The 26,787-nt window shown below is 34.5% G+C and carries 26 protein-coding genes; 24 read left to right on the forward strand and 2 right to left on the reverse strand.

Annotation, left to right across the window (positions count from 1 at the left end):
* Positions 1-10 precede the first annotated feature (10 nt).
* The 11 genes from BMZ74_RS04240 (at position 11) to BMZ74_RS04290 (ending at position 11,024) form a co-directional block, all read left to right on the forward strand.
* The gene (locus BMZ74_RS04240; protein WP_089860229.1) at positions 11-460 is read left to right on the forward strand and encodes a PTS sugar transporter subunit IIA; all 450 of its coding nucleotides are present in this window, start codon (positions 11-13) and stop codon (positions 458-460) included.
* A 75-nt stretch (positions 461-535) separates the two neighbouring features.
* Entirely contained in the window at positions 536-1,387 is an 852-nt protein-coding gene (locus BMZ74_RS04245; protein ID WP_089860233.1) for a tagatose-bisphosphate aldolase subunit GatY, read from the forward strand.
* A 250-nt stretch (positions 1,388-1,637) separates the two neighbouring features.
* Entirely contained in the window at positions 1,638-1,841 is a 204-nt protein-coding gene (locus BMZ74_RS04250) for a cold shock domain-containing protein (RefSeq protein ID WP_089860238.1), read from the forward strand.
* A 246-nt stretch (positions 1,842-2,087) separates the two neighbouring features.
* On the forward strand, positions 2,088-3,893 hold the full coding sequence (gene typA, locus BMZ74_RS04255; protein ID WP_089860241.1) for a translational GTPase TypA: 1,806 nt from the start codon (positions 2,088-2,090) through the stop codon (positions 3,891-3,893).
* 204 nt (positions 3,894-4,097) lie between these two features.
* Complete coding sequence (locus BMZ74_RS04260; protein ID WP_089860245.1) at positions 4,098-4,655, forward strand: rubrerythrin family protein; 558 nt, start codon at positions 4,098-4,100, stop codon at positions 4,653-4,655.
* A gap of 145 nt (positions 4,656-4,800) precedes the next feature.
* Positions 4,801-5,157, forward strand: a complete 357-nt coding sequence (locus tag BMZ74_RS04265) for a class II SORL domain-containing protein (RefSeq protein ID WP_089860248.1) — start codon at positions 4,801-4,803, stop codon at positions 5,155-5,157.
* A gap of 140 nt (positions 5,158-5,297) precedes the next feature.
* Positions 5,298-6,482, forward strand: a complete 1,185-nt coding sequence (locus BMZ74_RS04270; RefSeq protein WP_089860252.1) for a PfkB family carbohydrate kinase — start codon at positions 5,298-5,300, stop codon at positions 6,480-6,482.
* A gap of 72 nt (positions 6,483-6,554) precedes the next feature.
* The gene (locus BMZ74_RS04275; protein WP_089860256.1) at positions 6,555-7,472 is read left to right on the forward strand and encodes a pseudouridine-5'-phosphate glycosidase; all 918 of its coding nucleotides are present in this window, start codon (positions 6,555-6,557) and stop codon (positions 7,470-7,472) included.
* 148 nt (positions 7,473-7,620) lie between these two features.
* Positions 7,621-8,574, forward strand: a complete 954-nt coding sequence (locus BMZ74_RS04280; protein WP_245750813.1) for an ABC transporter permease — start codon at positions 7,621-7,623, stop codon at positions 8,572-8,574.
* 16 nt (positions 8,575-8,590) lie between these two features.
* The gene (locus tag BMZ74_RS04285) at positions 8,591-9,427 is read left to right on the forward strand and encodes an ABC transporter permease (protein WP_089860263.1); all 837 of its coding nucleotides are present in this window, start codon (positions 8,591-8,593) and stop codon (positions 9,425-9,427) included.
* Positions 9,428-9,443: 16 nt separating this feature from the next.
* The gene (locus BMZ74_RS04290; RefSeq protein ID WP_245750808.1) at positions 9,444-11,024 is read left to right on the forward strand and encodes an ABC transporter substrate-binding protein; all 1,581 of its coding nucleotides are present in this window, start codon (positions 9,444-9,446) and stop codon (positions 11,022-11,024) included.
* A 127-nt stretch (positions 11,025-11,151) separates the two neighbouring features.
* Here BMZ74_RS04290 and BMZ74_RS04295 read toward each other — a convergent pair whose 3' ends face one another.
* Together BMZ74_RS04295 and BMZ74_RS04300 are read right to left on the reverse strand one after the other, a co-directional pair.
* Positions 11,152-11,682, reverse strand: a complete 531-nt coding sequence (locus BMZ74_RS04295; RefSeq protein ID WP_089860266.1) for a permease — start codon at positions 11,680-11,682, stop codon at positions 11,152-11,154.
* A complete protein-coding gene (locus BMZ74_RS04300) occupies positions 11,682-12,164 on the reverse strand; it encodes a hypothetical protein (protein WP_089860269.1) in 483 nt (160 codons plus the stop codon). Before BMZ74_RS04300 ends, BMZ74_RS04295 begins: the two co-directional genes overlap by 1 nt.
* 277 nt (positions 12,165-12,441) lie before the next feature.
* On the opposite strand from BMZ74_RS04300, the gene BMZ74_RS04305 reads away from it, so the two are divergent.
* From BMZ74_RS04305 to BMZ74_RS04365, 13 genes are all read left to right on the forward strand, one after another.
* Positions 12,442-13,878, forward strand: coding sequence for a glucose-6-phosphate isomerase (locus BMZ74_RS04305; protein ID WP_089860272.1), 1,437 nt, complete (start codon positions 12,442-12,444; stop codon positions 13,876-13,878).
* Positions 13,879-14,008: 130 nt separating this feature from the next.
* A complete protein-coding gene (locus BMZ74_RS04310; protein WP_089860276.1) occupies positions 14,009-15,433 on the forward strand; it encodes a hypothetical protein in 1,425 nt (474 codons plus the stop codon).
* A 5-nt stretch (positions 15,434-15,438) separates the two neighbouring features.
* Positions 15,439-16,350 (forward strand): ABC transporter substrate-binding protein, encoded by a 912-nt coding sequence (locus BMZ74_RS04315; RefSeq protein WP_089860279.1) that lies wholly within the window; start codon positions 15,439-15,441, stop codon positions 16,348-16,350.
* 92 nt (positions 16,351-16,442) lie between these two features.
* On the forward strand, positions 16,443-16,913 hold the full coding sequence (locus BMZ74_RS04320; RefSeq protein ID WP_089860282.1) for a HutP family protein: 471 nt from the start codon (positions 16,443-16,445) through the stop codon (positions 16,911-16,913).
* Positions 16,891-18,666, forward strand: a complete 1,776-nt coding sequence (locus BMZ74_RS04325; protein ID WP_089860285.1) for an ABC transporter ATP-binding protein — start codon at positions 16,891-16,893, stop codon at positions 18,664-18,666. Before BMZ74_RS04320 ends, BMZ74_RS04325 begins: the two co-directional genes overlap by 23 nt.
* Before the next feature lie 22 nt (positions 18,667-18,688).
* Positions 18,689-19,339 (forward strand): lysophospholipid acyltransferase family protein, encoded by a 651-nt coding sequence (locus BMZ74_RS04330; protein ID WP_245750809.1) that lies wholly within the window; start codon positions 18,689-18,691, stop codon positions 19,337-19,339.
* Between the two features lie 77 nt (positions 19,340-19,416).
* The gene (gene lpxK / locus BMZ74_RS04335) at positions 19,417-20,550 is read left to right on the forward strand and encodes a tetraacyldisaccharide 4'-kinase (RefSeq protein WP_089860291.1); all 1,134 of its coding nucleotides are present in this window, start codon (positions 19,417-19,419) and stop codon (positions 20,548-20,550) included.
* Between the two features lie 25 nt (positions 20,551-20,575).
* A complete protein-coding gene (gene kdsB / locus BMZ74_RS04340) occupies positions 20,576-21,331 on the forward strand; it encodes a 3-deoxy-manno-octulosonate cytidylyltransferase (protein ID WP_089860294.1) in 756 nt (251 codons plus the stop codon).
* Between the two features lie 77 nt (positions 21,332-21,408).
* Positions 21,409-22,248: a 3-deoxy-8-phosphooctulonate synthase gene (kdsA, locus tag BMZ74_RS04345; protein ID WP_089860297.1), complete on the forward strand. Its 840-nt coding sequence runs from the start codon at positions 21,409-21,411 to the stop codon at positions 22,246-22,248.
* 50 nt (positions 22,249-22,298) lie between these two features.
* Entirely contained in the window at positions 22,299-23,309 is a 1,011-nt protein-coding gene (locus BMZ74_RS04350) for a KpsF/GutQ family sugar-phosphate isomerase (protein WP_089860384.1), read from the forward strand.
* Positions 23,310-23,377: 68 nt separating this feature from the next.
* Positions 23,378-24,256 carry a lysophospholipid acyltransferase family protein gene (locus tag BMZ74_RS04355; protein ID WP_089860300.1) on the forward strand — a complete coding sequence of 293 codons (879 nt, stop codon included), beginning with the start codon at positions 23,378-23,380 and terminating at the stop codon, positions 24,254-24,256.
* Between the two features lie 100 nt (positions 24,257-24,356).
* Positions 24,357-25,679 carry a 3-deoxy-D-manno-octulosonic acid transferase gene (locus BMZ74_RS04360; RefSeq protein ID WP_089860303.1) on the forward strand — a complete coding sequence of 441 codons (1,323 nt, stop codon included), beginning with the start codon at positions 24,357-24,359 and terminating at the stop codon, positions 25,677-25,679.
* A complete protein-coding gene (locus BMZ74_RS04365; protein WP_089860308.1) occupies positions 25,669-26,724 on the forward strand; it encodes a glycosyltransferase family 9 protein in 1,056 nt (351 codons plus the stop codon). The genes BMZ74_RS04360 and BMZ74_RS04365 overlap by 11 nt, the downstream gene beginning before the upstream one ends.
* Positions 26,725-26,787: the final 63 nt, after the last annotated feature.

Genomic DNA, 26,787 nt, shown 5'->3' on the forward strand with positions numbered 1-26,787 from the left:
GTGTATAAAGATGGAAATAAATGAATTTATTAATGAAGAATTAATCAAACTTAATTTAAAAAGTCAGAGTAAACAAGCTGTTATAGAAGAATTAGCAGCAGTTGCAGCAGCTGCAGGAGTAATTACTGATCAGCAGCAGATAATTACTGCTGCTCTGGAGCGAGAAGCTAAAGGTACTACTGGAGTAGGCAAGGGAGTAGCAATTCCCCATGTCAAGAGTTCAGCAGTGAAAAAGCCAGCTGTTATTTTTGGACGTTCTCAGTCTGGAATTGATTATCAATCGATGGATGAAAAACTAAGTTATTTGTTTTTTCTGATCACTGTACCAGAAAATTCTCATGATCAGCATCTCAAGCTGCTGGCTCAGCTTTCTCGTAATTTAGTTCATGCTGATTTCAGGGAAAAATTAATGGCTGCTCAAAATAAAACAGAAGTAATTGATGTTTTGACTAATCATTAAGCTACTATTATAGCTAACAATTTAAATTTGGCTGAATAAAAATTAATTTATTGAATCTCAACTGAGGTGAATACAATGTTAATAAATACAAAAAATATGCTGCTTGATGCTCAAAAAAGGCATTATGCTGTCCCTGCTTTTAATATTCATAATCTCGAAACACTAAAGGTAGTTGTTGAAACAGCAGCAAAATTAAGGTCACCTGTTATTCTGGCAGCAACTCCAGGAACCTTTAAATTTTCTGGGAGAGATTATATACAAAGTATTGCTGAAACAGCAGCAGCTAAATATCAAATTCCAATTGCTCTGCATCTTGATCATCATAAAGATTTTAATCAGATTAAAGAATCAATTGATTTAGGTACAAAATCAGTAATGATAGATGCTTCAGAGTATGATTTTGCTGAAAATGTACGTCGAGTTAAAGAAATTGTCGCTTATGCCTGGCCCCGAACAGTAACTGTTGAAGCGGAACTTGGGGCACTTGCTGGGCGAGAAGATGATCACCAGGTGGCTGAAGCTGATTCTAAATATACTGACCCTGATCAGGCAGTTAACTTTGTTCAGCAAACTGGAATTGATTCACTGGCAGTAGCAATTGGGACTGCCCATGGTTTGTATGATTATGAACCTAAATTAGATTTTGATCGTCTGCAGGCAATTAGAAAGAGAGTTTCTATTCCACTTGTTTTACATGGAGCTTCAGGGATTAGTAAAGCAGATGTTCAGCAGAGTATTAAACTAGGAATTACTAAAGTTAATATTGCAACAGAATTGAAAATACCTTTTGCTGCTGGGGTTAAAAAATATTTTACTTCTAATCCAGAAGCTAATGATCCACGGCAATATCTGCAGGCTGGTAAAGATAAGATGGCAGTAGTTGTTGCTGAGAAAATAAAGATGTGTTTAAGTGATAACAGATATTAAATAATAAATTATTACTATTAATTAAATATGTTCTATTAAACCTTCACTTTGCTAAATAAGTGGGGGTTTAATTTTTAGCTGTTGATATTCAAATTAGGTAGAAAAAATTAGTTTTCAATACTTTTTTGGAAAAAATTAAAGTTATTTTAAAATAACTGTTGACATAAGTAAATATTAGTGCTACACTATATGAGATGGAAAACAAAAAACAAGTAACATTTCCATTGTGAAAAATAGGAGGAATTATTTAATGATTTACACAGGAACAGTTAAGTGGTTTGATGGCAAAAAAGGTTTTGGCTTTATTGAAAGAGAAGATGGAGACGACGTGTTCGCACATTTCTCAGCTATTCAAGAAGATGGATTCAAAAACCTTGAAGAAGGCGAAGAAGTGGAATTCGAAATCGTAGAAGGCGACCGTGGCCCTCAAGCTGCTAATATCGTTAAATTATAAAGCAAATAAATAAGTTTTATAATAGAATTGAAAGCCCTGATTGCTTTTTAAGTAGTCAGGGCTTTTTTGATTATTTAAGAAATTATAGCTAGTTTTAGTGTGTCCCAATTAGAATTATAATTATTAATTAATTTAGAAATTATAATTTGAGATAATTAATTGTGATTGTGACCATAACTAAAATTTAAATAATAAATTTAAAAATAAGGAAGTTAAGTTGACTTTATAAGAGAAAGGATTTTTAAAGTGGAAAAGAAAGAAATAATTAATTTAGCTGTTATAGCTCATGTTGATGCTGGAAAGTCAACTCTGGTAGATGCGTTTTTGAATCAGAGTGGTGTTTTTAGAGAAAATCAAGAAGTTGTTGATTGTGTAATGGATAGTAATGATCTTGAGCGAGAAAGAGGGATTACTATCTATTCTAAAAACTGTGCTATTGAGCATAATGGTGTTAAAATTAATATTGTTGATACACCAGGTCATGCTGATTTTTCTTCGGAAGTTGAGCGAGTAATAAAGGCAGTTGATTCGGCTATTCTAATTGTAGATGCCGCCGAAGGTCCTATGCCCCAGACTAGATTTGTGCTTAAAAAGTCACTGGAAAAAGGAATTAAACCAATTGTATTTATCAATAAAATAGATAAAAATAATCAGCGGGCAGAAGAAGTTCGGGATGAAATTTTAGATTTATTTATTGATCTTGATGCCAGTGATGAACAGCTGGAATTTCCTGTTATTTATGGAGTAGCAGTTAACGGTAAAGCTTTTTATGATTTAGATGGTAAAAGTAAGGATTTAACTCCTCTTTTTGAAACTATTATTAAAAATGTACCCAGTTATCCTGATCTGGATGAAAAACCACTTCAGCTGCAGGTTTATGATCTGGCCTATGATGATTATTTAGGTAGAATTGGAATTGGTCGTGTTTATCAAGGAACTGTTAAAGATGGACAGCAGGTAGAAGTTTCTAAACGAGATGGTACAGTTGAAAAAGCAAAAATAAGCAAGCTCTCTGTTTATGAAGGACTTAATCAAAATGCCGTAGAAACTGCCTACAGTGGAGAAATTGTCTCAATAGCTGGTATTCCTGATATCTCAATTGGAGAAACAATTTGTGATTCCGGTAAGGTTAATCCAATGCCGATGATCGAGATTGCTGAGCCAACTCTGGCGATGTATTTTCTGGTTAATGATTCTCCTTTTGCTGGACAAGAAGGTCAGTATTTAACTACCAGGCATCTTAAGGCAAGATTAGAAAGAGAATTAGAGGTTAATGTTGGCCTGCGAGTTGAAAAAGCTGAAAATACAGAGGCTTTTAAAGTTTCAGGAAGAGGAGAGCTTCATCTTTCAATTTTATTAGAAAATATGCGGCGAGAGGGTTATGAAGTTTCTGTTTCTAAACCCGAAGTGCTGATGAAAGAAATTGATGGGAAAAAATATGAGCCAATTGAAAAAGTTATGATTGAGTTGCCAGAAAAATATTCAGGAACAATAATTAATAAATTGAATCAACGTAAAGGTATTATGCAGGCTATGCTGCCCGATGCTGACTATGTCCATTTAGAATATTTGGTGCCAACCAGAGGATTAATTGGGTTCCGTAGCGAATTTATTAATGATACAAGTGGTGAAGGTACTTTAATTAGATCTTTTGCCAGTTACGAGCCATTTAAAGGTGAAGTTCCTCAGCGTCAGAATGGAGTTTTAATTTCTAATCAGCAGGGAACAGCTATGGGTTATGCTCTATCTAATCTGGAAGATAGAGGTCAGATGTTTATTGAACCAGGAACAAAAGTTTACGAAGGAATGATTATCGGTTTGCATAATCGCGATAATGATTTAACTGTTAATGCCTGTAAAAATAAAAAATTGACCAATGTGCGGGCTTCTGGATCTGATGATGCAATTAATCTTGCTCCAGCTAAGAAATTCACTTTAGAGATGGCTCTGGAATTTATTAATGATGATGAATTAGTAGAAATTACTCCTCAGGCAATTAGATTACGTAAAAAGATTTTAAATGAAAAAATGAGACTTAGAAAAAGCAAATAGTAAGTGTTATTAGATTAAATTTAAATTAGAAATAGCTTTTATTTTTAAAAAAAGCAGGATATCTTTAGTTAAACGAGAAATATATACTATGTAAGTAAGGATACTCTGCTTTTTTAGATTTATTAGGATCTATTCTTGACAGTTTTGATGAGAAGGTGCTATACTATTAACAGTAATAATTATTAATAACTGGAGGTAGAAAAAATGGTTAAAAATGATATGACAGCTCAAAATCTACGTTCTGCTTATGGTGGCGAAAGTATGGCTTACCAGCGTTATAAAGTTTGGGGTAAAAAAGCAGCAGAAGAAGGCTTTGAAAATGTAGCTCTGTTATTCGAAGCTATTGCTTATGCAGAAGAAGTTCATGCTGGTAATCACTTTACAGCCCACGAAAATGTTGATGGTGACTTTTTAGTTGCTTCTGGAGGAGAATTTGGTCTTGGAACAACTTCTGAAAATCTGGTTGGCGCTATTGCAGGAGAAGAATTTGAAGTTGAGCAAATGTATCCTACATATAGTTTAGTTGCTAAAGAACAAGGTGAATCAGATGCGGTTCGGTCTTTCCATTATTCATTGGAAGCAGAACAAATTCATGCTAAATTGTACCGTGAAGCTAAAGAAAAAGTTGATCAAGGTGAGGATATTGATATAGAATTTGTTAGTATCTGTGAAGTTTGTGGTCATACAGTAATTGATGATACACCTGAAAAATGTCCGGTTTGTGGACGGCCTAAAGAGAAATTTCATATTTTTAGAAAATAATTATTTAACTCAAAAGTCTTTTTTAATAATGTTAAAATAAATTTAAAAAAGTTAGTTAATAAGTTTTTAACTGGTTAATTTTTAGCCGGTTAAATTTGTTAATAAATTAATAAGTAGTTTTAAAATCTTAAAGGAGGAATTTAAAATGGGTTATTATGATCTTAAGAAACTGGAACACACTGGTGAAGATAAGACAGCTTTAGAAAAGAAACATGTTCCTTATATTCAGGCACCTGATAAAGTAAAAAAAGGTGAGTACTTTGAAGTAACAGTTACTTTTGGCAAAGAAATTACTCATCCAATGGGTACAGATCACTATATTCAGTATTTTGACCTGTATGCTGACTATGCAAATCTTGCTAGAGTAGATTTTACTCCTGACATGAAAGCAGAAGCTACTTTAAATGTGAAATTAGAAGAATCCTGTAAGCTCCGTGTTTATGCTTTCTGTAATCTGCATGGACATTGGGAAGGCTTCAAAGAAATTGAAGTTGAAGCATAAATTTAACTTACTTTAGAGTTGAATTTCATTTTAGAATTAACATAGCAAAATTAATTGCCGCCCTCTGGGCGGCTTTTTTTTGCCAGAACTATTTACAAATCAGCAGAAATCTGTTAGAATCTATTTAAACAATAATTTAAATGAATAAACAAAAATTTAAAAGAAAGGCGGTGGCACTAATAGATAATCTAACTGAACGGGAAAAAGAAGTTTTAGAGCTGATTAAAAATGATGCTTTAATTAAACGAGATGAAATTGCAGCTAAGCTAAAAATTTCAGAATCAGCTGTGGGAACTTATATCCATCATTTAAGCACTAAAGGCTACCTACTTGGTAAAGGCTATATTACTGCGCCAGAGAAAAAGATAGTTGTGGTTGGGGGAGCAAATCTTGATATTAAAGGTTATAGTCCAAATTATATTAGTGGAACTTCAAGTCCAGGCTGGATAGAAGAAAGTTTGGGCGGAGTTGGCCGTAATATTGCCGAAAATCTGGCTCTCTTAGATCAGGATGTCTTGCTTTTATCAGTTGTTGGTGATGATCATTTCGGGCGTAAACTTCAGATGGAGACTGAAGCAGCTGGTGTTGATCTTAGTCAATTGAAAATTACTGCAGCTCCAGATAATAAAACTGGAATTTATCTAGCACATCTTGATGATAATGGTGAACTGCTTGGGGCTGTTAATGATATGAGAATTTTAAAAGAAATAGATCAATGTTACTTAACTAAAAAAAGAAAAATAATAGAAAATGCTGCTCTATTAATTTTTGATACTAATTTAGATCAAACAGCAATTGATTTTTTATTTGAACTAACTTTTGCTCAAAATATGATAAAAATTGCTGATACAGTTTCACTTGAAAAAAGTTTGAAATTAAAAAATAGGCTGGATCAATTAGATTACTTGCGGGCTAATCTAGTTGAAATTGAAGTATTGTTGGCCATTAAAACTCTGTCAGAAGCAGATTATCCTGACCCTCTGACTATAACTGAAAGAGTAACAAGAATATTTAATATTTATCAGCAGCAAAATGATCTGCCTGCAATGATAGTCAGTGCTGGTAACCAGGGGGCATATTATTTTAATAGAGAGCAAGATAGAGCAGTAAGCAAACATTTTCCAGCTGAAGTAGTTAAGAAAACAGATATTGGAGAGACAACTGGGGCAGGAGATGCATTAACTGCTGCTTTTGCAGCTGGATTAAATGAAGGCTTGGCTGTTGAATCAGCAATAAAATTAGGCATAAAAGCAGCTGCGATAACTATTAAAAGTAAGCAGACCTGCAGTCCAGAGCTAGCAAATTTAGAATTAGGCTGCCAATAAAATAAATTAAGTTAAACTGGCAGCAAAAATTATTTAAAAAAGATTGATTACATTATTTAGGAGGGTTTATTAATGAAAAATTTAAATAAATATCTAGAAATCAAGTCCGATGTTAAAGAGGCAATAGCAGCTGGCAAACCGGTGGTTGCTCTAGAATCGACAATTATTGCTCATGGTATGCCTTACCCAGAAAATATTGATACAGCATTGGAAATAGAAGAAATAATTCGCGAAAATGGTGCTGTGCCTGCTACAATTGGTATTATTTCAGGTAAAATAAAAGTTGGACTAACTAGAAAAGAAGTTGAATTTCTTGGCAAATCTGATGATGTACTCAAAGTTAGCCGGCGGGATTTGCCATATGTACTTGCTGCTAAAAAGCATGGTGCTACAACAGTTGCAGGGACAATGATTGCTGCTGATTTAGCTGGCATTAAAATATTTGTTACTGGTGGTATTGGCGGGGTACATCGGGGAGCAGAAAATACTTTTGACATTTCAGCTGATCTGGAAGAATTAAAGAAAACCTCTGTTGCAGTTATTGCAGCTGGTGCTAAATCAATTCTTGATCTTGGTTTAACTTTAGAAAAGTTGGAGACTTTTGGTGTGCCAGTTTTAGGCTATCAAACTGCCGAATTTCCTGCTTTCTACAGCCGTCATAGTGGCTTTAATTGTGACTATAAGGTAGATAATCCACAAATAGCAGCCGAAATTATTCGTTCAAAATGGGAAATTGGACTTGAAGGAGGAGTTTTAATTGCCAATCCAGTTCCAGAAGCCGATCAGATTGAAGCTAATATAATTAATGAAAAAATAGATTTAGCTTTAAAAGAGGCAGATCAAGCTGGAGTAAGTGGTAAAGAAATAACACCCTTTTTACTCGATAAAATTAAAGAAATTACCGCAGGGGAAAGTTTAAAAACTAATATTGCTCTAGTTAGAAATAATGCAGAAGTAGGAGCAAAAATAGCAGCAGCTTTTGCGAACTAACTTGCTTAACCAGGCTAGTTCCAATTTGATTAAATTAGCTTAAATTGATTAATTTAATTAGTTGTGATAATATAAAAAGAAAACTTTGTTTGTTAAATAAAGGCAATTATTGCTACAAATTAAATGTAAATTTAATCATAATTGGGAAGTGAAAAGATTGCGTAATTATATAATTAAGCGGTTACTGTTATTAGTTCCAATCATTATGATAGTAGCAGTAATTGCTTTTTTTATTACAAATTTAATGCCAGGTGATCCAGTCCGGGTTATTTTAGGTAACATGGCAACAGAACAAGAAGTTAATCGCTTAAATCAAAGTCTTGGCTTTGATCAGCCGCTTTTAGTAAGGTTTTTTAGCTGGCTGCAGCAAATAATTAGAGGTGATCTTGGAGACTCTCTTTATTTAAATGCTCCAGTAGCTCAGATTTTAATTCAGCGAATGAAACCAACTTTTTTAATAGCAGTAACAGGAGAAATTTTAGGAGTTACTGCTGGTATTTTATTAGGAATTCTGGCAGCTGTAAAACATCGTAAATTATTAGACCAGCTGGCAATTACAGCTTCTTTATTTGGAATTTCTATTCCTAGTTTCTGGCTTGCTTTAATACTAATGTTTTTATTTTCGGTTAAATTACGTTGGCTGCCTGTTAGTGGCTATGAATCCTTTGCTGAGGCTGGATTAGCTAGTTTTAAATATATTATTCTTCCTGCGGTAACGCTGGCTTTTATGCAGGCGGGGTTAATTGCAAGAATGACCAGAAGCGCTATGCTTGATACTTTAAAGCAGGATTATATTAGAACAGCTAAAAGTAAAGGCTTACCTGGTCAAATCATAGTTTTTAAGCATGCTTTGAAAAATTCTATGCTGCCTGTAATTACTGTGATTGGTCATAATTTTGCAGTTTTATTAGGAGGAACCTGGATAGTCGAGACTATTTTTGTTATTCCAGGCACAGGCTTTTTAGCGATAAATGCTATTATGCGGCGTGATATACCGGTTATCCAGGCTTGTATAATTTTTGTAGCAGTAATTTATATAATATTAAATTTATTAGTTGACTTAAGTTATGCTTTTTTAAATCCTAAAATACGCTATAATTAAAGGGGCTAGAACTAAATTGCTTAAAAAATATCGTAGATATAAACATCCTTATATTATAACTTCAATTATAATCCTGAGTTTATTACTTTTTTTAAGCCTGGCAGCTCCGTTATTAACAAATTATAATCCGGTCAGAAATGATGCTCGTAATCGGCTCAAAGCGCCATCTGCAGTTCATTTTCTGGGTACAGACCAGTTTGGACGGGATGTTTTTACGCGGATTTTATATGGCTTGCGAGCTTCTCTGGAGGTAGGCCTTGCAGTAGTTTTTCTGACTGTTCTTACTGGTGGAATTGTTGGTGTTTTAGCTGGTTTTTATCCTGGACTCGATAAATTTATTATGCGTATTCTAGATGCTTTAATGGCTTTTCCGGGGATCATAATTGCTATCTCCCTGGCTGCTATTTGGGGGGCTGGCAAATTAAATATAATTCTGGCTCTATCTTTTGCGTATTTCCCTAAAATGGCAAGGATAGTCAGGAGTTCTGTTGTGGCAATTAAAGACTTAGATTATGTAGAATCTGCCCGGGCAGCTGGTGCCAGAGATAGCCGGATTATAGCTGCTTATATTTTGCGTAATTCTGCTTCTCCAATTATGGTTCAGGCTACTTTTAATTTTGCCCTGGCAATTCTAGATGAAGCTGCACTTAGTTTTCTTGGTGTAGGTATTATGCCACCTGCTCCTAGCCTGGGAGCTATGATTACTGAAGCTAGAAATTATATGGTGGTTGCTCCCTGGCTGATAATTGCTCCTGGAATAATGATTATTTTATCCGTTTTATCTTTAAATCTTTTAGGTGATGGTCTACGTGATTTACTTGATCCACATTTGAAAAATAGTTTTAAAAAGTAAAAAGGGAGGATAAAATATGTTAAATAAAAAGAAAAGTATCTATGTTGGTTTACTGGTGATTATTTTTTTAGTTGCTTTTAGCACAGCTTTATTTGCTCAAGATCAGGAGCATTATGGTGGTACAATGAATGCTGCTTTTCAGATGTCAGTTGCTCATCTTGATAGTGATAATTCAACTGATTCAATGATTACAACAATGATGAATCATGTTTATGAAGGCTTATTTGAGTTTGATGAGAATTTAAAATTACAGCCTCATTTAGCAGAAAGCTACCAAGTTCTAAAAAATGGTCTTGAATATAAAGTTAAACTGAGAAAAAATGTAATGATGCATAATGGGCAGACTATGAATGCTGATGATGTAATTGCTTCTTTTCAGCGCTGGTTAAAAATTAATAATGCCGGGCAGCTGGTTGAACCTTATTTTGACAAAGTCGAGAAAATTGATAATTATAATTTGGTCTTTAAATTTAAAGAACCATATGCTCCATTTTTAAATTTATTGGCTTCACCAGTTTCAAATCAAAAATTTGTAGTACGCTCTAAAGAAATAGTAGATAAGTTTGGAACTGATGTTATTACAGAACATGTCGGAACAGGCCCTTACAAATTTGCTGAGTGGATTCCTGATCAAAAGCTCGTTCTAACCAGGTTTGATGATTATACTCCCAGTCCATTAGAAGCATCTTTTTTTGCAGGTAAAAGAACTGCCTATTATGATAAGATAGTCTTTAATTTTATTCCAGATGCTCAAGTAAGAGTTTCTGGAGTACAGACAGGCCAATTCCAGTTTGCAGAAGAAGTTCCCCGGGATCAATATCAGCTTTTTGAAGCTAATCCTGATATTAAAAATATAATTATTTATCCTGATCGAATGGCAATGTTTATTACTAATAATGGTATTCCTCCTTTTAATAATAAATATGCCAGACAGGCAATTGTTTATGCTCTTGATTTTGAAGAACTTGGGTATGCAATGATTGGTGATTCTAAGTTTTGGCGTCTGGAATCAGCTTTACATGAAAAGGGAAATCCCTGGCATGTTGAAAATGCTGGTCAGGGTATCTATGGAGTCTATGATCCAGAAAAAGCAAAAGAATTATTAAAGAAAGCTAATTATGATGGGACTCCGCTAGTTATTTTAAGTGGTCAAGATAATGAGATGGAACGGCAGGGTGCAATTGCCATTAAAGATCAGTTAGAAAAGATAGGAATTAAAGTTGACTTACAGCTTTTTGATCGGCCAACTGTGGTTGAAAAAAGATCCCAAAAAACTGGATGGAATATTCATCTTTCTCCTTTTATTAAAGTAGTTCCTGACCCTCAGATCCATCAGGGTTGGACTGGAACTAATAAATGGATAAGTAATTGGGATAGTAAAGAATCACATCAAATGGATCAGATTTTTGCAGAATTATTACAGGAAGTAAATTACCAAAAACGTTATCAAATTATGGAAAAATTAGAGACAGAAATGTGGGACTCAGTACCGTATTTTAATATTCTTGATTATAGTCGTCTGCACATTATTCGTAGTGAAGTTAAAAACTTTAAAGCTGGTTGGCAGCCCTTTTTCTGGAATAGTTATCTCGAATAAACTATTTTAAGTTGGATACTAGATTGGCTTTTTTAATTTCTTAAAATATTATAGATCAAATATAAAACAGCAGTTAAGAAATTTAAATCTCTTAACTGCTGTTTTTTAATATATTTTTTTAATTAAATTATTCTATTTCTGGAATTTGATAATTAATTTTGCTAAAAAAATCACCTAGAATAATTGAGCTAATTATTACCAGAGGCAGTGAAACTCCAATTCTAATTGCAGTAAACTTAACGCCCAAAATAGAAGCTTCCATGACACTCATAGGAATCATAACTAAAGAAGAAGCGCTAACATAAACAAAAATAGCAGAGTAGTTTGCTCCTTTATGATAGAGAGTATTTGCTACTGGAAAAGCAACAAAAGTTCCTCCAACAGTAGTTGCTGCTAATAAAATTGCATAAATATATTTTTTAAATCCTGAACTGTGACCAAAATTTTTTTCAATGCTTTTCCTGCTAATCCAGACATCAAATAAACCGATTAAAACAAAGGCTGGTGGAAGAATTGCAATCATATCGCGAGAAAAAATCATAAAATTTGCTCCTATTTTTTTGCCGATATTAAAATTTACTAGATAAGAAATAAATATAAAAGCGGCAAAAATAGTGAATAAATAATAGTTTGTTTTATCTTGCATTTTTTTAGACATTAAATTAACACCTCTCCATATAAAATTCCTGTAACCAGGGCAATTAAAGCTGAAATTATAAAACCTGCAATATTACGCCATATTGTAGCTTTTACTCCGAAATATTCTTTTTCAACTGGAAAAGTTGCCACCCCAACTAACATTAAAGTTGTGATAAAAGCAGCAACAACCATATAATTAACACCACGAGCTACTAATATTCCCGCTAGAGGATAAGCAATAAAGCCCGGCATCATAGTTATAGAACCGATAATTAGTCCCATGATAAGACCGATAAAAGGAGCCTGGTTTCCTAAATAGTTAATGATAAACTGATCAGATATTAATAAAATAATTGATAAAATGATTAATAATTTTAAATAAGTTCCCAATATTTTAGAAAATTTTTTCCAACCGATTAGTAATCCATTAATAGTTTTTTGACGGTCTGCTAAAAAAGAAATTAATATTGCTGCTCCAGCAATATAATAAAGTTTATACATAAATTATCCTCCTCCTAAATACCCTGATGGGGTATCAATATAATTATCATATGTTTAAAACTGAACAAAAAAAGTAAAGTGATTTACAAATTATAAAATTATATCTATAAAAAGCGATATATAATAGCAGATAAAGTATTTATTTTAAAGGTTTAAAAGATTTGCTCAATATCATAGATCAGATGTAAAAAATCTTGCAAAATTAGGCTGAAAAATATATACTTGTGATAGTATTATTAATCTAAGTAGCAATATAAGAACATAAGGAGGAAATACTATGTCTGCAAATAAGAAAATCCAGTCACAGGATGATTTAAGAATTAAACTGGATATTAATAATGTTTTTGCGGAAATGATTGGTGAAGAACATGGACTGACAAGGAAAGAATTAGAAGCAGCTAAAGATAAAGCACTGCAAGCACATAAAAATATATTACAGGCTGAAGCGGAAGGCAAAATGGGTTTTATGGAACTTCCCTATCAGCAGAAAGAAGTTGTTAAAGAACTGCAAGCAACTGCTGCAGAATTGAAAGATAAGTTTGATAATTTTGTCGTTTTAGGAATTGGGGGTTCTGCCTTAGGTAATATTGCTGTACAGACTGCTATTAATGACCCTTATTATAATATGTTTACTGAAGTAAGAGATGGTTATCCCCGTCTTTTTGTAAATGATAATGTTGATCCAGAGGGAATTAAAGCTCTTCTAGATAAGCTTGATCCTGCCAAAACATTATTTAATGTTATTTCTAAATCAGGAAGTACAGCTGAGACAATGAGTCAGTTCTTATTGGCCCGTAAAATTGTAGCAGAAGCCGTTGGTGAGGAAAATGTTGGCGAACATTTTATTGCTACAACTAGTAAAGATTCAGGCTATTTAATTGAAATTGCTGAACGAGAAGGAATGAAAAAATTCTTTATTCCAGATAATGTTGGGGGAAGATTTTCTGTACTAACTCCGGTTGGTTTATTGTCAGCTGCTATGACAGGAGTTGATATTGAAGCTCTGTTAGCTGGAGCAGCTTATATGGATAAAATTTGTCGTAAGTCAGATTTCTGGCAAAATCCAGCTTTAGTGAATGGTCTTCTGCATTATCTGGCTTATGAAAAAGGAAAAGTAATGTCAGTTATGATGCCTTATTCTGATCGCTTAAAAGATGTAGCTGATTGGTATCGACAGTTATGGGCAGAATCTCTGGGTAAAGAAGTTAATCGCGAAGGCGAAAAAGTAAATGTTGGTCCAACTCCAATTAAGGCACTTGGAGCTACAGATCAACATTCACAGGCGCAATTATATATGGAAGGTCCTTATGATAAAATAATTACTTTCCTGGAAGTAGAGAGTTTTAATCAAGAGCTTGAAATTCCTGCTGCCTATCAGGACTTAGCTGGACTTGGTTATCTGGGTGGGCATTCTTTTGCTGAATTAATTAATACCGAAAAAGAAGCTACTGAATTAGCTTTAAATAAAAGAAACCGGATGAATCAAACTGTCAAAGTACCAGCTGTAAATGAATTTACTCTGGGACAGTTATTCTACTTTTTTGAATTTCAGACTGCTGTTGCTGGCGAATTATTCAATATTAATGCCTTTAATCAGCCAGGAGTTGAACTTGGTAAAAATTATACTTATGGAATTTTTGGTCGTGATGGTTACGAGTCTAAAAAAAATGAGTTTGAACAATCGGCTGCTCATAAAGAGGATTTAATACTTTAATTTGCGATAGTAGTTGTTTTCTAATTGAATTTTAATTATGATCCTTTATTATAATTATAAGGAGTAGTGAATTTATTTTAGGATAAATAATTATTTTATTCTACTTTTTATAAATGTTAGGGGAGCAAATATGGACAAGAATAGAAAAAATGAATCGGAAGCCAGACCAGATGTTAACTATTCTCTTTTAGAAGGTGAATTAATTAAAGAAAAATTATTTGAGCAAACTAAGCCTAAATCAAGGGTCAGACTTGATTTAGTTAATGAACTTAAAGAAATTATTGATACATTACCAGCTCAGCTGCCAGCTCAGATAGTTAACTATCAAAAAGTAATTCAGGAAAATGGCGAATATTATTTACTCAGACAGGGGAAAAAGAATCTAACTCCCCTGCCTGTTTTTCTAAGACAGAACAAATTTAGTCTAAATAATCTGCTCTTAGAACTGGAGAAACTTTTACCTTTATTAAAAAACAAAGAACTGTTAGAGAAATTATTTCCAGTGGGGTTAAATGCTGCTAATTTCTGGCTTGATGACCAGCAGCGGTTCTACTTACTTCCAGAAGCTTTTCTTAAGTTAAAACAAAATTATGGTACTTATACTTATGATCTGCCGGGTGATGAATATTTTAAGCCACCTGAGATAATCTCGGGCAGCGATTGGACACAGGAAGCTTACTTATTTAACCTAGCAGCTGATTTTTATTATTTTTTGAGTGGGCAGACTATTTTTGCTGATCAAGATTCAGCTCGGGTTTTAAATAAAATTCAACAGGAAAATATTCTGGACTTAAAATTAATTAATCCTAAACTTCCGGAGGCTCTGACTGATCTTATGCAGATACTGCTGCGGCGTAAAGCTTCAGCTCGGCCAGATTTAGCTGATGTTCAGGCTAAGTTGACTGAAATTTTACAGAGCTTTAATGAGAAGATAGAATTAGATCCCTGGTTGGAAAATCAAGATATTCTAGTTGGCAAAGTTGTTAAACGAAAAAGAAGACAGGAGAATGCTAAGCTTTTTCTTAGGCAAAAATGGAAATTTATTCTTTTTCTGCTGGTTGTTGGGGGAACTTTTATCTGGAGTTTAACTTCAGGACCACCCCCAACTATTACAAAGGCTAATTCACCAGCTGAAGTAGTTAATTATTTTTACCAGGCTGTTGCAGATAAAAATATTACTCTGGTTGAAGAAGCAGCTCAAGTAGATTTAGGGCAAATGGATAGGTTGATTTCTGAAAGCCATGTTATAGAAAAAATGCAGCAGGCTTATAGTGACCCAACTAAGACTGAGCAAACAGGTCGAGGTGTGTATAGTCTGACTGATTTAACAATTACTCAGCTTTCTAGTAATGGAAAGCAAGCTTTATTTTTAGCTAAGTATAAATTTGATTTTAGAGATAAAAATGGTATATATAAAAATAATTTAACTGACCAACTAAAATTAACTAAAATTGATGGTGTCTGGCGTATAACTAAAATAGCTGGTGATTTTGGTCAGATGATTCAGGGAAAGTATCCCTGGCAGAATAAATCAGTTTCAGCAGGAGGAGAATAATACAATTGAAAAAAAGTTTGTTTTTTAGCTTAATAATTATTTTGCTGGCAGTTAATTCCATACTGGCAGCTGATTTTCCTCTTAGTTATCAAGATGATCTAGGACGCACAATAGTTATAAAGAAACCAGTAGAAAGAATTGTTTCACTAGCGCCAGGAATTACTGAAACACTTTATGCACTTGGACTGTCAGATAAAATAGTTGCTGTTAGTTCAGCAGCTGATTTTCCTGAACAGGTTAAGCAGAAGACTTCTGTGGGGAGAATTTCTGAACCAGATATAGAAAAGATTGTTGCTTTAGAACCTGACTTAGTTCTGGCAGAATCGTTAACTAAGCTTAGCTTTCTTAATCGTCTAACAGAGCTGGGAATAAATAATGTCGGTTTTAACCCAGAGAGCATAACAGCTACTTTGACAATGATTTCTGAGATAGCTCAATTATGTTCAGCTGAAAAAAAAGGTGAGTTATTGATTGAAAATCTAGCAGCTGAGCATCAGCAGTTGAAAAAATTAGTTGCTTCGAAATTAAAGACAAAATCGCGGCCCCGGGTTTTTTATCAAATTTGGCCTGATCCGATTTATACGGCTGGTAAAGATACTTTTATTGATAATATGATTTTTGAGGCTGGCGGCTATAATATTGGCAGAAATGCTGGCTCTGGCTGGCCCCAATTTAATATGGAAAGTTTATTAACTGCTGATCCCGAGGTTTTTATTATTAGTGATCATAATGGCAGTGGTTATAATCTTAATAAATTACGCGAAAATAAATTGTTAAGAGAAATTTCTGCATTTAAAAGCAAAAGGCTTTATCAGGTTAAAGCGGATCTTGTTAATCGACCTTCGCCGAGAATTGTTGCAGGATATAAGGAGTTTGTACTGGCTATTTTTCCTGAGTTAAAAAAGGAAATAGAATAGTTTTGTTGAATAGCAAATAGTGGTAGGCAATTTTTACTTAAGCCTTTTTTAAAAGGATATAAGCAAGAAGAATAAGACTAAGAGGTGATTTGATGAATTTATCAGATTTTACAATTGATGATTTTACAGAAATTGACGGGGGACAATCAATTGGGAAAGTAGCAATATTATTATCGATGGTTAACGATGAGTATGACGGCAGTATTATCGATGCTTATAAGAATGTTGGTTATAAGGCTGTCATTACTAGAGCTGGTGGCAAGGGATCCAAATTAAAAGATAAAGTGTTGAGAAATTGTCTGGGGGCAGCAATTAAAGGAGATGTAATTACTGAATCTGTTCAGGATCAGCGAATTTTAACTCGCTGTGTAGAACGGGCCATGCTTGATTTTGATAAACCGCTTTCTGGTATTTCAGGAGCAGGAATTAAAATTGGGATTGTCAGTAAAGAACCCCATCTTGCAGTAGCACTTTATGGAAAATTAGGCATTCCTGGGCTTGATGTTGACCATGAAATTTCAGGAATGGGGATACATTATTATGGACTCAGCACAAGAAAATAATGAAAGTCAATTCAAAATTTTAAAGAGAGTTTTTTCATATATACTACCATATAAAGGCAGGCTAGCAGGTGGCGTTTTTTCCATGCTGGTTCATGCCTTTTTAACGGTTTTTTTTGTAAAAGTTTTTCAGGATTTGTTAGAAACAATTATTTCAGATATTTCGGTTGGAAAAGAAGGCATAATCCAGCTGAGTTTAATTGCTGTATTTATGATTTTTATTTATTTGTTTAAAGGGATAGCTTATTATGGTCAAAATTATCTTGTTTCTTATGTTTCGGAACGGGCAATTAAAGATATGCGAGATCAGCTCTATAGTCATTTGCAAAATTTATCGCTGAGTTTTTATAGTAAGAATAAAACTGGTGATATTTTATCTCGAGTGACAAATGATGTTTCTCAGCTGGAAAAGTCAATGATTAATGCATCAGTAGGTACTGTAGATAAGTTTTTTACTTTAATTGGCGGAATTATTTATTTAGTTTATTTAAATTATCGCCTGACAATTTTTTTGTTAATAATTTTACCTTTAATTGCTTATGTAATGAGCTCTTTTAATTTAAAGTTAAAACGGGTTAGTCGGAGAGTTCAGATTCAAATTGCTAATGTTTCAGACGTATTACAGGAAACTTTATCAGCAGTTAGAGTTGTTAAATCTTTTGGTAGGGAAGAATATGAATTTGATCGTTTTAGCTCCCGTAATCAAGCTAACTTTCGGGCCAAAATGAAAAAAACTCAGTATGGAGCAATTCTGACTCCGTTAGTAGAGTTTATTGCTGCAATAGCTTTTACAGCAATTTTATGGTATGGAGGCTATGAAGTTATGCAGGGGAGAATGACACCTTCAGAATTAATTGCCTTTTTTACTTTACTGTTAACAATTAGTGATCCACTGCGTTCGCTAACTAAATTAAGTAAACGGCTGCAGCAGTTATTTGCTTCTGCTGAAAGAGTTTTTGAAATTATGGATACAGAAAGTGATCTGCGTTTTGATGATGAAAATAAAATTGAATTACATTCAGTTGCTGGTGAAGTTGTTTATGATAATGTAACCTTTGCTTATAAAAAGAATGAAAATGTTTTAAAAAATATTAATTTAACTGCTTCCCCGGGTGAAGTTGTTGCTTTAGTAGGCCATAGTGGAGCTGGTAAGACAACAATGGTTGACTTAATTCCCCGGTTTTATGATCCAGTTGCAGGTAGAATGAGAGTCGATGGTCATGATCTAAGAGATGTCAAGCTAGATAGTTTACGTAATTTTATCGGAATTGTTCCTCAGGAAACTATTTTGTTTAGTGGTACTTTGAAAGATAATATTGCATACGGAAATCTTAATGCAGATGATCAGGCAATTCAAGCAGCTGCCCGGGCAGCTAATGCTCATCAATTTATTATGAGTTTTCCTGCTGGCTATGAAACTGAAGTTGGAGAACGTGGGGTTGGACTTTCGGGAGGACAGCGGCAGAGAATTTCTATTGCCAGGGCCATCCTTAAAGATCCCCGTATTTTAATTCTTGATGAAGCTACTTCTTCACTTGATGCTGAATCAGAAGCACTAGTTCAGGAAGCACTTGATCATTTAATGCAGAATCGGACTACATTTATTATTGCTCACCGCTTATCAACAATTAGAAATGCAGATAAAATTATTGTTATGGAACAGGGCGAAATTGTTGAATCTGGAACTCATACTGAATTATTGGAGCAGGCTGGTAAATATGCTGCTCTTTATCAGGGTCAATTTATCGAAAACTAAGCTGGCGAAGGAGGAGGCTTTATTGTCTATAAAAAATATTTTTAATCAAGATAAGGTTCTGCCTCTGCTAGCCTATAATTTACTGCGCTGGACTAATATTAGTTTACGTCTGCAAGTAGAAGGCTGGGAGAAGGTTAATGATGATCTAAAAGCTGGTCATTCACTTGTTTTTTCAATCTGGCATGGTAAGTTGTGGCTTCCAGCTTATTTTTTGCGGGCTAGAGAAATTTATGCGCTTGCTAGCCTCAGTCAAGATGGCAGTTATATTGCTGATGTTCTGGAACGATTGGGCTGGAGAACAGTAAGAGGTTCAAGCAGTCGGGGAGCGTCACGTTCTCTGCTTTCTCTCTATAGAAAGTTAAAGCATGGTGCCAGTGCAGCTATTACTCCAGATGGACCAACTGGTCCAATTTATCAGGTTAAGGGAGGAATTATTTTTTTGCAGGAAAAAGCTGATGCTTTAATTGTACCTGTTGGTGCTGATGCCAGCTGGAAAAAGAATTTTTCCAGCTGGGATAATTTTATGCTGCCGCTTCCTTTTAGCAGGGCTGCTCTTGTCTTTGGAGCTCCGTTTTCTTGCCCAGAAGCTATGGAGATGGAAGCCAGGCAAGAACTTCTCCAGTCTAAAATGAAAGAAGTTAATGACCGGGCTGCTCAATTGATTAGTCAGTGAATTAGTTGATTGGAGCTGATTTTTAATTTATAGGTATATTTTAAACAAATCTGGTCTAAAATAAGTGGTGGAATAAAATGCTATATTTACAGAAATATATTGAAAAAATTATTAGAGGAGAAAAGACAGGTTATCTAGCTGCTGTACTAAAGTGGCTGTTATTTTTGCTTTCTTTATTTTATTCCTGTTTAGCAAAATTACGCTACTATCTATATCAGCATAATATTCTGCAGAGAAAAAAAGCAGAGGTGCCAGTAATTAGTATTGGGAATCTGGCAACTGGTGGTACTGGCAAAACACCTTTTGTTGCCTTTTTAGCTGAAGAATTGGGAAAAGACTACCAGATAGCAATTATTAGTCGAGGCTATGGAGCTGAAAAAGAAGTTGTAGAGCCATTTTTAATTAGTGATCAGGCAGGTCTTTATGCTGCTGCAGCTCAAGCAGGTGATGAATTATTTATGCTGGCTAGAAATAATAGTGAGCTGATTTTTATTCGTTCTGCTGAACGAGCAGCAGGGGCTAAATTAGCAGTAGAAAAAGGAGCTGATTTAATTTTACTGGATGATGGATTTCAGCATTATCAGCTGGAACGTGATCTTGATATAGTATTAATTGATGCACTGCGACCATTTGATCAGGCAAAGGTACTGCCGGCTGGATTCTTAAGAGAGCCAGCTACTGCCTTAAAAAGAGCAGATTTATTTTTGCTTACTCGCAGTGATAATGTTGATTGGAATCAATTGAAAGCTATTCAAGATTCATTACTTGAATACAGTCCTGATAATGATGGTGTTTTTACAGCAGTAACTGAGCTAAAAGGATGTATTTCAGTTGCTGGTCAGGAAAAAAAAGCAATTGATTTCCTGGCAGGTAAAAAAGTTTTTGCTTTTTCAGGAATTGGCAGTCCAACCGCTTTTAAAAAAAGTATTGAAATTACAGGAGCACGTTTAGTTAGTTATAAAGTTTTTGCTGATCATTATAATTATCAGCAGGAAGATTTATTAACTTTACTTGATCAATATTCTGCCTCACAGGCGGACTTGATTTTAACAACTGAGAAAGATGCGGTTAAGTTATTTGATTTTGCTGAAATGATTGGTGACCTTCCTTTTTATTATCTGCAGATTGCAATGGAGATCAATGAGTCTGCTCAATTAATAGAAGTTATTAAAAATAAATTAGCTCTTCGAAAAGCCAGGCATAAAAACTAAATTCATTATATTTTGAGGTGTAAAAATGACTAATTTAAAAACCGCTGCTATAATTCCAGCCCGCTATGATTCTAGCCGTTTTCCTGGTAAAGCACTTGCCAAAATTGCTGGTAAAGCAATGATTGTTAGGGTAATGGAAGCAGCTCAAGAGTGTAAGCTAATTGATCAAGTCTTTGTTGCTACAGACGATGATCGCATTAAAGCAGCAGTTAAAGCAGCAGGTGGCCAGGTAATTATGACTGCAAGTACACATCAAACAGGAACAGACCGGATTGCTGAAGCAGCAGCTGGATTACAGGAAATGGACTTAATTGTTAATATTCAGGGTGATGAACCTTTAATTAAGCCAGCAACTATTGCGGCTGCTTTACAGCCTTTTGCAGTTGAGCAAGAGCTAATGATGAGTACTTTAAAACGAGAAATTACTTTTTTAGAGGCCCAAAACCCCGATCTTGTTAAAGTGGTAGTTGATCAAAACGATTATGCTCTTTACTTTTCGCGTTCTCCGATTCCATATTATAGAGCAGATAATGCTGTTAAAGTTTCAGATAAATTATATTATCAGCATATAGGACTTTATGTTTATCGGCGTGATTTTTTGCTTGATTTTGCTAGTCTAGCAGCAACTCCACTGGAAAAAGCAGAATCTCTAGAACAATTAAGAGCTCTGGAAAATGGCTATAAGATTAAAGCTATTACTACAGCTGCAACTTTAATTGGGGTTGACCGTTTAGCTGATATAGAGCTAGTTGAAGCAGAATTAGCAAAGAAGAGACTTTAAATGAAAGATAATTAAACTGACCGATTTTTTAATTAATTAATTGATTGGAAAGTCAGCTTAAATGAGGGTGATTAATTATGAAAAAAGTAAGACTAAATGAGCAGATAGTTTTCGGGGATCAATCTAAACCTTTTGTTTTACTGGCAGGTCCCTGTGCGATTGAGGAAGAAGAGCGGGTAATTCGGATTGCTGCTGAAATTAAAGCAATTACTGAGCGGCTTGGTATTCCATATGTGTTTAAGGCTTCTTTTGATAAAGCAAATCGATCTTCTATTGATTCTTATCGGGGACCAGGCTTAGAAAGAGGTTTAGAAATACTGGCCCGGGTTAAATCAGAATTAGATTTACCGATTATTTCTGATGTGCATCTGCCAGAACAGGCAGCCCAAGCAGCAGAAGTACTTGACATTATTCAGGTTCCTGCTTTTCTATCCAGGCAAACTGATCTTTTGCTGGCAGCTGGTAAGACTGGTAAAATTGTTAATGTTAAGAAAGGACAATTCTTAGCTCCCTGGGATATTGATCAGGTGGCTAATAAAATTGCCAGTACTGGTAATAAAAAAATACTTTTAACTGAACGGGGAGTCTCTTTTGGCTATAATAACTTAGTTGTTGATATGCGTTCTTTGCCGCGTCTACATGCAGCTGGTTATCCAGTTGTTTTTGATGCAACTCATTCTGTTCAGCTGCCAGGTGCTGCTGGGACTAGTTCTAGTGGAGAAAAAGAATATGTACCACCTCTAATGAGGGCAGCTCTAGCAGTTGGAGTTGATGCTTTGTTTATGGAAGTTCATGATGAACCAGCTTTAGCTAAAAGTGATGGGGCAAATATGCTGCCGCTTGCTGGTCTGGAAAAAATACTCAAGCAAGCTCTAATTATTGATCAAGCACAAAAAGATTGTCAGAAAATAAATTAGATATTTTAAAGTTGCTTAACGAACAAATTTTAGATGATTGGGTGACAAAAATGGAAAAAACTAAATTAACAGAAAACAGTACTGCCGATGATAAATTAAATAAATGTTTAGTTGAAGCGAGAAATACTTTAGAAATTGAAGCACAGGCAGTTTCTCAGTTAAAGCAAAAGATTGGTTCAGAATTTAAAAAGGTTATGGAAGTAATTATTAATTGTACGGGAAGAGTTATTTTTACTGGGGTTGGTAAGACAGGGCTAGTTGGTCAAAAACTAGCTGCTACTTTTTCTAGTACTGGTACTTCTGCTTTTTTTGTTCATGCTGGAGAAGGTTCACATGGGGATCTTGGCATGATTAAGCAGGGTGATGTTGTAATTGCAATTTCTAATAGTGGAGAAAGCGAAGAAGTAATTAACTTACTGCCTTCTTTACGTAGGATAGGAGTTACTTTAGTTGCTTTAACTGGTGACAATAATTCTACACTAGCTAAACAGGCTGATTTAATTCTGGAAGCTTCTGTAGCAGCTGAAGCATGTCCTAATAATTTGGCACCTACGGCAAGTACTACTGCTGCTATTGCTCTGGGCGATGCTCTAGCAATAGCACTTTCGACATATTATGGTTTTACCCCAGAAGACTTTGCTCTTTATCATCCCGGGGGATCTCTGGGCAGAAAGCTTTTAACTAAGGTAAAAGATGTAATCAAAATTAGAGAGCAAAATCCAGTTGTAAATTCTGCCACTGCTACAGTCAGGGAAGCACTTTTCGAAATGACAAAAAGCAGAATGGGTTCAACTTCAGTCGTTGATCAGGCTGGTAAATTAGTTGGAATTATTACAGATGGTGATATTAGAAGACTGTTAGAAGAATCAGCTGATTTTATTGATCAGCCAGTCAAGAAATATATGACAGTTAATCCGACAACTATCACTGCTGATAAACTGGCAGCGCAGGCTCTGCAGATAATGGAAGCTAAAGAAATTAATGATTTACCAGTTGTAGCAGCTGGCGAGCCTGTGGCGATGCTTAATTTTCAAGATTTATTGCGTGCCAAAGTATTTTGATCATAAATAAATCAATTGCTTAAGATTAATTAAATTTAATTGAAGTGACTTATTAAAAGAGGGTAAAAATGGGAAAAAATAAATTTAAGGATTATTTAAGTGTTTTTGCTTATAAGTTTTTTAAATATATAGTTAATATCTTGCCTAATTTTTTGATAAAACTTCTTGCTAAATTAATAGCTAAACTTGCTTATTTATTGACAAAAAAACGCAAAAAAATAGCTTTAGCTAATTTAAAAAGAGCACTTAATTTAGATGAAAAATCAGCTAAGCAAATATTAAAAGATGTTTATCAGAATTTGAGCTATAATTTTATGGAATTTTTACAGCAGGATAAATTGAGCCAGCAGCAGCTGCTTGAGCTGATTTCTTTTGTAGATACTGAATATCTTGATCAAGCTTTGGCAGCTGGCAAAGGGGTTATTATTTATACCGCTCATTTTGGGAATTGGGAACTATTAGGAGCTGCTTTAACTGCCCGGGGTTATCAAGTTAATGCAATAGCTAGAAAACAAAATAATTCTTTTTTTGATCGGGAAATTAATCAAATTAGGCAGAATAGCAGTCTCAAAATCATTCCAAAAGGACTCGCAGTAAGGCAAGTTTTTAAAGCCTTAAAGAAAAATGAAATTGTTGTTATTTTAGGTGATCAAGATGCTCGTCAGAGCGGCTGGAAACTAGATTTTTTTTCCAGACCAGCTTCAACTTATAGTGGGGCAGTTCAATTTGCGAATAAAACAGGTAGTCCGATTGTACCTGCCTTTTTAAGAAGATTAGGCTGGCTGGAACATCAATTTAAATTCTATCCTGCTCACAGTTTAAGTAATCTTTCTGAGGCTGATTTAAAACAAGAACTGCAGGATTTATTAACTATTTCTGAAGCTGAAATTAAAGACCGGCCAGCTAATTGGATGTGGCTGCATAGGCGCTGGAAAACTTTTAACTAATTCAGCTGTAAATGTTTAAATAGTTAAAATATCTTAATTAAATTAAGCTATTTATTTATTAAAAATTGAATTTTAATCAAGAAATCTGAGGGAGTAAAGTATGTATTTGATATATAATTTATTGTTGCTTTTTCTGTTGATTATTTTATTACCCTATTATTATTTTAAAAATTTAAGCTCAGGTGATAATTTAGGAATTAAAGAACGATTTGCTTTTTATACTGAGCAGCAAAAAGATCTATTTCCCGCCGAGCAAGTAATCTGGATTCAGGCTGCTTCAGCGGGGGAAACTCTTGCTGCAGAACAGCTGACAGCTGCAATTAGGGATCAATATCCAGCTGCTAAAATAATTTTTTCTACATTAACTGCTAGTGGGAAAAGTCTGGCAGAAAAAAAAATTTCAACTGCTGATTTAATTATTTATCTGCCCTTTGATCTCGATTTTATTGTAAGAAGAGCAGTTAAACTGTTTCAACCTGATCTATTTATAATGATTGAAACTGAACTCTGGCCTAATTTAATTAAAAATTTAGCAGCTAATGATTGTAAGTTGATTTTGGCTAGTGGTAGAATTAGTGATGATTCTTTTGATAATTATAAATTGCTTGCTCCTTTAGTAGCTAAAACTCTGACCAAAGTTGATGTGTTTAGCATGCAAAATCAAGAAACAGCTGGTCGTATTGCAGAACTGGGTGCACCGCTATCTCATATTTGTATTAATGGTAATCTTAAATATGATCTTGGTTTAAATTCGCCTACCACAGCTGAAATAGCCGTTGAGTTCAAAAGACTTGGCTTAAAAGCAGCAAGTCAATTAATTGTAGCAGGCAGTACTCATCAGGGAGAAGAAGAAATAATTTTAGCTGTTTATAAAAAATTAGCTGCTGAGTTTAGTCAGCTTAAATTATTATTAGCTCCTCGCTATGTAGAGAGGAGAGAAGAACTACTGCAGTTGTGCTCAGATTATGGATTGCGAGCAGAACTTTACTCTAAACTAAAGAAAAAAGCTATTCCTACTGATCAGAGACAGTCAAATCAGGTAATAATTATTGATACTATGGGTGAATTGGCCCGACTTTATTATTATGCGGAACTTGTTTTTGTTGGTGGGTCATTAATTAAACGGGGCGGTCATAATATAATTGAAGCAGCAGCTCTAGGCAGGGTTGTATTATTTGGTAACAGCATGTATAATTTTAAAGAAGAACGGGACTTTTTATTAGCAGAAAAAGCTGCTTTTGAAGTTAGTAATCAGGCTGATTTTTATCAGACAGCTTTTAATTTGTTAGCTGATGATAATTATCGTCAGCAAACGGCAGAGCTAGCTAAAAAAGTTATTGCAAAAAATCGCGGTTCTGTTGCCAGGCATCTAAAATTAATTGAGGTCTTATTAGATCAGGGAGTAGATGATAATGCTGAATGATAACCCAGAAAGAATCTTAGTGACAAGGTTAAGTGCAATTGGTGATGTTGTTCATGCTTTACCAGTAGCTTATGCTCTGCGCTGTAAATTTCCTAATGCCAGGATCGACTGGTTGGTTGAAGATAAAGCTTATCCACTTGTTAATTTAAATCCATATTTAGATCAGGTAATTATCTTGCCGCGCAAATATTGGCGAGAAAATTTAAAAGAGCGGGGCTTTATTAAAACTGCCAGATCTTTTTTTGGCTTTTTTTCTGATTTGAAATCTAATAATTATGATTTGAACCTTGACTTACATGGGCTTTTTAAAAGTGCATTAAGTGGTTTTCTTTCCAGGTCATCTTTACGAATTGGACCAGCTGATGGAAGGGAATTGAGCACTTTATTTTATCAGGCTAAAATTGCTCTACCTGATAAAAAATTACATCAGGTAGAAAGAAATCTTCATCTGGCAGCTGCTCTGGGAGCTGACCTAAATGAAGTTAATTATGGTTTGAAAATAACTCCTGTTATTAAAAGTAGACTAAACAGATTATTTAAAAGTGAAAAAATTAGCAGTGAGAAAAAAATAGTAATTATTAATCCTTTTACGACCTGGGAATCAAAAAATTGGTATCTAGATCGTTATTTTAGATTAGCAGAGCAGTTAATTGCAGCAGGTTATTATATCATTTTTACCGGTTCAAGGTCTGATCGGACAGCTTTAAAAAAATTTACTGCTGATCAGTCTGCTTATACAAATCTAGCTGGCAAAACTGATTTACCTGAGTTAGCAGCTCTATATGAAAAAGCCCAACTTTATATTGGAGGAGATACTGGACCTACTCATCTAGCAGCAGCAGTTGGTCTGCCAGTGGTCGCTTTAATGGGGCCTACTGACCCTGAGACACACGGGCCTTATGGTAAAGGGCACACTGTTATTCAGGATAATAGTCTAGAGTGTATTCGTTGTTGGGATCATCACTGCAGTCGTAATATGCAGTGTATGAAGTCAATTAGTGTAGAACAGGTGCTCAGAATAGCTAAAAAGAAACTAAATGAATAAATTGAATTTTTTAGCAGCAACTTTGAGTTAGCTTAATTCTTTATGAAAGCAAACTTGAATTTG

Origin of the sequence: Halanaerobium salsuginis (assembly GCF_900114545.1) — a bacterium.
GTDB lineage: Bacteria > Bacillota > Halanaerobiia > Halanaerobiales > Halanaerobiaceae > Halanaerobium > Halanaerobium salsuginis.